The sequence below is a fragment of the Salinisphaera sp. G21_0 genome (assembly GCF_017744115.1).
Classification (GTDB): domain Bacteria; phylum Pseudomonadota; class Gammaproteobacteria; order Pseudomonadales; family Endozoicomonadaceae; genus Endozoicomonas.
On sequence record NZ_JAGHQW010000246.1, the window covers coordinates 1 to 612 of the forward strand.

Genomic DNA, 612 nt, shown 5'->3' on the forward strand with positions numbered 1-612 from the left:
AGTTATCGAAAAAAGTCGGTCGACTGCTATAGCTTGTAACATTTTCCATAGTACCTGCATACATCGAATCCGTAACCAAGGCATGACCAAGATGTGTCGTATTGTTTAAGCGGTCAACGTCACCGATGTAAATACACATAGGCACAACAAGGTGGAAATTGCTGCTGGTATAGTTATAAATAGTTGATGGGTATGCAATGAAAATAAAACTCCGTTCATCGCCAACAGCCATCCATTTATAGCCGTTTACATAAACATTAATTACCTGACTATAGCCGGAGTAATCTTCGGTGGATGAAACAACATCAGCAATCTGCATTTTAAAACAGCCTGAATTAGTTGGACTGCTCTCGACTAGCAAATGACAATCGGATTCATAAGCTGACTGGTTTCTGTAAACGGTGCGATCACTCCCTGCAACGGCACTGGTCATTACTTTTGTCCAGCCAAGACCTGTCTTGCCGCTATAGCCATTCACAAGAATAGAATCCATAATTTCAATAATTCCGATTTTATAGCTGCCGTTTGAGCCTGAATAAACAAATTGTGGCGCTCCCGGATCTTCTGAAGAATAAAAAGTAACAGGCATCAGTCAGCATCCCCCCGGATCTG

General features: G+C 41.8%; 1 pseudogene. It reads right to left on the reverse strand.

What is annotated here, in order from left to right:
- Window positions 1-589: pseudogene (locus J7439_RS25885) on the reverse strand (hypothetical protein); the annotation flags it as partial.
- Window positions 590-612: the final 23 nt, after the last annotated feature.